The sequence below is a fragment of the Pseudomonas sp. PICF6 genome, assembly GCF_009831705.1.
GTDB classification, from domain to species: domain Bacteria; phylum Pseudomonadota; class Gammaproteobacteria; order Pseudomonadales; family Pseudomonadaceae; genus Aquipseudomonas; species Aquipseudomonas rhizophila.
The window spans coordinates 163,539-169,860 of record NZ_WUUD01000002.1; the positions used below are offsets into that span (position 1 = coordinate 163,539).

At 58.4% G+C, this 6,322-nt stretch carries 2 protein-coding genes and 1 pseudogene; 2 read left to right on the forward strand and 1 reads right to left on the reverse strand.

Annotated features, from left to right (window positions below; translation table 11 throughout):
* The first annotated feature begins 7 nt into the window (after positions 1 to 7).
* Together GSM73_RS01815 and GSM73_RS01820 are read left to right on the forward strand one after the other, a co-directional pair.
* Positions 8 to 1,108, forward strand: coding sequence for a polyamine ABC transporter substrate-binding protein (locus tag GSM73_RS01815; RefSeq protein ID WP_047226711.1), 1,101 nt, complete (start codon positions 8 to 10; stop codon positions 1,106 to 1,108).
* Between the two features lie 433 nt (positions 1,109 to 1,541).
* Positions 1,542 to 5,861: a dermonecrotic toxin domain-containing protein gene (locus GSM73_RS01820; protein WP_256676646.1), complete on the forward strand. Its 4,320-nt coding sequence runs from the start codon at positions 1,542 to 1,544 to the stop codon at positions 5,859 to 5,861.
* Between the two features lie 124 nt (positions 5,862 to 5,985).
* On the opposite strand, the pseudogene GSM73_RS26685 reads toward GSM73_RS01820, so the two are convergent.
* Positions 5,986 to 6,322, reverse strand: a pseudogene (locus GSM73_RS26685) (PLP-dependent aminotransferase family protein); the annotation flags it as partial.

Sequence of the window (6,322 nt, forward strand, 5' to 3'; positions counted from 1 at the left end):
TAACAGCATGAACAGACTCAAGCGTTTGATGGTTCCCAGCCTGTGCGCCGCGCTGCTGTGCGGCGCTGTCCAGGCCGAAGAGCGCACCCTGCGTGTCTACAACTGGTTCGACTACATCACGCCCAAGGCCCTGGACGATTTCAAGGCGCAGAACAGCCAGGTCAAACTGGTCTACGACATCTTCGACACCAACGAAGCGCTGGAGGCCAAGCTGCTGACCGGCAATTCCGGCTACGACGTGGTGGTGCCGTCCAACGTGTTCCTGGCCAAGCAGATCGAGGCCGGGGTGTTCCAGCCCCTGGACCGCAGCAAACTGCCAAACTGGAACCACCTCGATCCCAAGCTGATGAAGCTGATCGAAGCCAACGACCCCGGCAACAAATTCGCCGTGCCCTACATGTACGGCACCATCCTGATCGGTTTCAATCCGGACAAAATCAAAGCCGCCCTGGGTGACAACGCGCCGGTGGACAGCTGGGACCTGATTTTCAAGGAAGAGAACATCAGCAAGCTCAAGCAGTGCGGCGTGGCGCTGCTCGACTCACCGTCGGAGATCCTGCCCCTGGCCTTGCAGCACCTGGGCCTGGACCCCAACAGCAAGAAGCCGGCGGACTACGCCAAGGCCGAAGCGCTGCTGATGAAGATCCGCCCGCACATCACCTATTTCCACTCGTCCAAGTACATGGCCGACATCGCCAACGGCGATATCTGCGTGGCGGTCGGTTACTCCGGTAGCTTCTCCCAGGCGGCCAACCGCGCCAAGGATGCCAAGAACGGCGTGACCGTGGACATGCGCCTGCCCAAGGAAGGCGCGCCAATCTGGTTCGACATGCTCGCCATCCCTAAAGGGGCGAAAAACCCGGACGACGCCTACACCTTCATCAACTATTTGCTGCAACCGGAGGTAATCGCACCGGTCAGCGATTTCGTTGGCTATCCGAACCCCAACAAGGATGCCACCGAAATGGTCGACCCGGCGATCCGCAGCAACCCCAACCTGTATCCGACCGAGGCGGCGATGGCTACGCTCTACACCTTGCAACCGTTGCCCAGGGACGCCGAGCGCGCGCGGACGCGGGCCTGGACCCGGATTAAATCCGGCCAGTAAAGGCTCTGCGGCAAGGGGTTTATTCCCAACCGGGCATTGTCAGCCGGCCTATACATAGTTACCACCTTCCCTGTCTTGTACCTCCCTAGCATGGAATCCCCGAAGCATTCAGCGGCGGGGATTCCACCTATCGCAAGACAGGGAGCGTCAGATGACCAGAACCTCTACAACCACGAACACTACACCTGAAGCCAGCCTCAAGAATGCTGTGCTCAACCAGCTACTCGCAGGGCCTACCTCCCCGGAAGTTGCCGCCGTGCTCCTGCGCAGGGCCCTCAAGAAAATGTATCCGACACTGGACCTCGATCCGCTCAACACAGTCGTTGGCGAGCCTCGCTGGGACATTGTCGACGGCGAAATCCTGGAACTGCCCACCCGTTACGAAACCCTCAGCGATATGGTGGCCGAACGAGTAGGCGCGAGCGATTCGACCATGCTGATCGAAGGCGTGCACTTTTTGACTCAGCTACCGATCAGCACCCCGGAGGTGCATCTGCCGGTACGTATCGAACAGATCGGAGCCCTGATCAACGAACTGGAGCCCGTCATGTTGTCCGCCTGCCAGGAACAACAACTGGCGTACTGGAACGCGCCAGTGGGCACATCCGGACCACGCTGGCATGAGCTCTCCAGAACGCTGCGCAAGATCTGGGACGTCAAAGAGGTCAATGGCTGGACCGCGACTGAGTGCGACATGGCCAGGCAATTGTTCCTTTACCCCAACCCGGAGGACCGCAAGCAACATGATCGCTACGACACTCACGCGTACCTGATCGACATCGATGAAGTTGACGGGACCAAAGTGAGCCGCCTGAATGAAAACTCGTTGGTGGTACTGATCGGAACCATCGCCAGCAAAGAGGTCATCCTTACGTACTCGCTGCGCGACAGCTATAAAAAATTCGATTCACAGCAAGCGCTGGGGCAATTTCTCCCGACGCAACTGGACACCACGTTCCGCAAGAAAATCCAGTGGCGGCTGTATGAGCCCACCGGCAACATCTTCGATCAAAAGGCCTGCGGCCTGATCGCCATGCAGGTCAAGATCCTCGGTTCCCCCAGCTTTCTGAAAAAAATTGCATCCATCGAAGACGAACAGCCAGTGACCAGCGGGCTGGACGCAGAAAAAGGTCTTGGCGCGACGTGGTTCGATAAAAAGATCCCCGACTGGCTGCTGGCAGCGTCGATATCCGATCAGATTCTGTTCGCCCAGCACATGAAAAACCTTTCGGCGTTGAGCAGTTCCCATGCCGGCAAGACCTACCTGGACGATATTGCTCCTATCAAGGAGTTTGCCTTGAACGCCCTCAAGAAGCAGATGCAAGCGGACCATGCCGACGCTGCGACACTCGATCCGGAAAAAATCGAGATCCAGATTCGCAGCCTCGTGGCCTGGGGGTCTTTTATCGTTCCGGGCAAATTCGAGACCACCCGGTTCAATCTCGTTGAGCTGGCCTTGCAAAACCTGATTGCACTGCCCCTGGGCAACAAAACCGTCAGGTCCCTCACCGGCAAGGTGTTGCCCACCTGGATGACGACCGACTACATCGAAAGCCTCATCACCAAGATAGATATCGGTCGCGTCTATCCCGATCTGGTGAAGAGCAAACTGCTCGACGATCCGACCGAATCAGCCCGCCGCGAAGAGTTGTACACCTCCCAGTTGCGCATTCAACTGCCCATGCTGGCGCTGGAGGGAAAGATCCGAGGGCGTGGGAACATCGACGAACGGGGTTACCGTTATGTCGCCGCACTGATGGAGCCGGAGGAAGCCGATCGCAAGGTCGACGGACAACCCATCGTCTTGCGCAGGCTGGCCTTCATATCCCAACAGAAACTGATCCCCTCGGAAGACATCGTGACCAATATGTTCGTGATCGGTCCGAAGAATCCAGACGCCGGTCCCTGCCTGCTTTATCGACCGCTGCTTGAGCCGCAGTTGTGCCAGTACCCCTCCTCCAGCAACCTGTTGTATGCGATCAGGCAAATCCCTGAATTGCGCCAATCGGTCCTGGCCTGGCTGCCCGATGAGGTGCGCAGCAATTACAGCCGATACATTTTCTCGGGCCCGCTGCCCTCACCCTGGGTCATCGTTGAGTTTGCGACGGACCCTTTTACATCATGGCTCGATAGCGCCCCCGTCGGTTTGAGCGAAAAAACCCTGGGCTCCGATTTCCTGCCACTGTTGTTCAAGGCCAATGCCAATGCCCTGGTCGAGCTTGCAGACCGGCAATCGGTCTCCAACAGCGAAACCCGCTGGAGTACGTTCAAGCAGGCAGGCTGGCTGATTTTCAACCTGGCCCTGCCTTATCTGGGCGCTGCCGTGGGCACCGCCGTCTGGCTCTGGCAAATTCTGGATGACATTGAAACGCTGATGCAGGACAGCGAACACGCCAACGACCAAGCCACATGGGAGGCATTCGTCGACCTGCTGCTGAACCTGGCCATGGCGATCACCACCCACGCTATCGACCATGCCAGAGAAGGCACACGCAGTCGCAGGGCAGCGGCGCCGGAGGTGTTAGAGGAGCCGGTCAAGCTGGTTAAACCCAAGCTCATTATCGAAAAACTCGCGCCTTCCACCGCTAAGCAACCGCACCCCGAACACTATGAGTCCATCCATTCCAGCGGTGCCTTGACAGGCAAATCGGGAGAGGGTGCCAAGCTCCTTGAGAGTTTCAGTGTCGACGCGCCCGAAACACCAGGGCAGGCCCATACCGATGGCATGTCCAAAGGGCTCTATCAACGACAGGGGCGGTGGTACGCCAAAGTGGGAGAAAAATGGTTCAACGTGCTGATGGTGGGCGATAAGGTCTGCGTCGTCGACGGGAAGAATCCCTCGCGCCTGGGCCCTCCCCTGAGGCTGGATGTACACGGCAATTGGCATATCGACATCCGTCTGCGCCTGCGCGGAACGGGCTCAAAAGGTGCGATGGAAAAAGTCATCGCCGACACTCACCGCCGCAGCGTTCAACTGCTGGCCGAACTGAACCGCTTCGAAGAAAAAAAACCGGAGCACCAGGCACTGCTGACAATGAATGCGCAAGAATTGAACAGCGCCTCGGGCTCCGCCAAGGAGACCAAGCGCAACGTTTACTTGAGCACCTTGAAAACCCAGCGCGAAAGCTATGAAGAAGCGCTGAACATACTGACGCAATGGCCCGTCTTCCAATCAAGACCCGACGCGCCTAAAGCCAGGCTTGGCTACCTGAACGCACAGATCAACTTCACGTTCGAAGAGATAGACGCGCTGAAAGAGCGGTTTACCCCTGCCCTGAGAACAGCCATGGACATGGCCACCACCGGCGTCGCGGTCGTGGAGCAGCAGCACGTCGATGCAGCCGAAAGCATGATCCGGGTCGGCGAGGATATGAACGAGCGCCTGGATTACATGGAGACCCGTTTTTCCAGGCTCAAGATACTGGGGCGTGAAGGTTTTGAGTTTATCCGGCAGCACCGTGGAAGAATGCCGACCTACAAGAGCGACGGTATTCGTCTTATCCAGTTGGACATGTATCGCCACCTCTGCCTGTCGCTCGACAGCATCAATACAGTGCCCGAAGGTTGGGCCGTCATTAACCAACTGGTTGATAGCGCCACGATCGCCTTCCAAAGCCTGCACGACGCCATCGAGGAACGCAGCGTGATCCGGCTGGATGAGCAAATCGATGCATTTGGCAGTCTCACGGAACAGTTCACCGCCCTTGAAGAACAACTCGAATACGTGGGCACTGAATACAAGGACAGCGCCCGGCCGGCCGAACTCAATCGGCTGAACAAGCAGATCGGCGGCCTGAAAAAACGGGCACTGCAACATTTGGCCCAGGCCCTGGATGAGAGAAGCAACCGGCGCAGCATGGGCAACCCTTACGAGCCACGCCCCAGGTTCAGGAAAAAGTTCATCAGGGCACGCTTTTGGGGCCTTGTCAGTGGTGAGCCTCGTTTAACGAAAATGCAGGAAGAAACCGATTGGGTCGATGTGAAGAACCCGGTCACGGACAAGATCATCGCCACCTTCCACCGCAAGGGAACCGGTGAGTGGGTGCCCCATGCGCTCGCCGACACGCCGCAGATCGTCCCGCCACTGGCAACCAGCCTCGCAAAGGGCCAAGCCCTGATCGATGGGCTGGAGGCGTTCCAGGCGCAGGTCGAGGAGCACATGAATGCGCCAGGCCGATCGCCCACCGGTCTCGGAATGATCCTGAACGCCCATGCAAACAGGATGGAGAAAGTCGGCATTGCAATCAAAAAGGCAGTGGACAGTGCCTCGAACGAAACCGTTGAAGTGTCAGTAAAACAAAAGCGTACCGCCGAAGCCCTGCGCATGGCACTCAAGACGCAAGCGAAGGCCCTGTACGAGGAAGCCTTCGATGCCGTACTGAATGTCATCAAACATCGCCCTCCGACCATGGATGGCGTCATTTGGCTTAAAAGCCGCAACCGTATTTCCATCACCAAACTAAAGAACCGACAAAAAAACAAAGGCCCTCTTCGCGGCTATCTCGACCGGTATGAGATCAGGGACGTGAAGGAAAACAAAACGCTTTGGTTTGCCGATTTCCGTTACTCCACCGACTGGGTCCCCGCCCACGCCTACCTTTCCGGTCGCTTGAAAACACCGGAACAAGTCAACAAGGGAGCACGCGCCGACGCCACCCAGGATCTCACCCAGCGTCAATTGATCGATCTTTACCGCAGCGAAATTGCGGTGGATCAGGCCAGGGAAGTGTTCTTTCCAAAGCGGCCCTCATAACGGTCAGGATCTGAATCTGTGGGAGCGGGCTGGCTCGCGAAAGCGGTGGATCAGCCAGCCGCCATGTTGGATGCGCCCACGTCTTCGCGAGCAGGCTCGCTCCCACAGGGATTGTGCCAGGCGCTCAGCCTCCTGTTCTCCAGGCCTTGGCCAGGCTCGCCAGCGCGGTGCCAATCGCTGCTGGCGGGACGGCCGCGAACCCCAGCACCAGCCCGGCTCGCACTGGCGTCGTCGTGGTGGGCAACCAATAGCCACTCAAGCCATTGATTTCGACACCGGCATGGGTCGCTCGGGCTATCAGCTCTTGCTCACGCTCGACGCTGTCCACCGGCACAGTGACGTGCAGGCCCGCCACCACCGTGGGCATGGCGCCAACCCCTGGAACCGCCTTCGGCCAGCCGGCCAGCAGCGCGTCGCGCCTGGCCAGGGCGGCCCGGCGCATACGCCTGATGTGCCGTTGG

What these genes read in the sequence shown, in the direction of transcription:
- GSM73_RS01820 (WP_256676646.1), top strand. Translation starts at nt 1,542, where the DNA reads ATGCTGATCGAAGGCGTGCACTTTTTGACTCAGCTACCGATCAGCACC.
- GSM73_RS01815 (WP_047226711.1), top strand. Translation starts at nt 8, where the DNA reads ATGAACAGACTCAAGCGTTTGATGGTTCCCAGCCTGTGCGCCGCGCTG.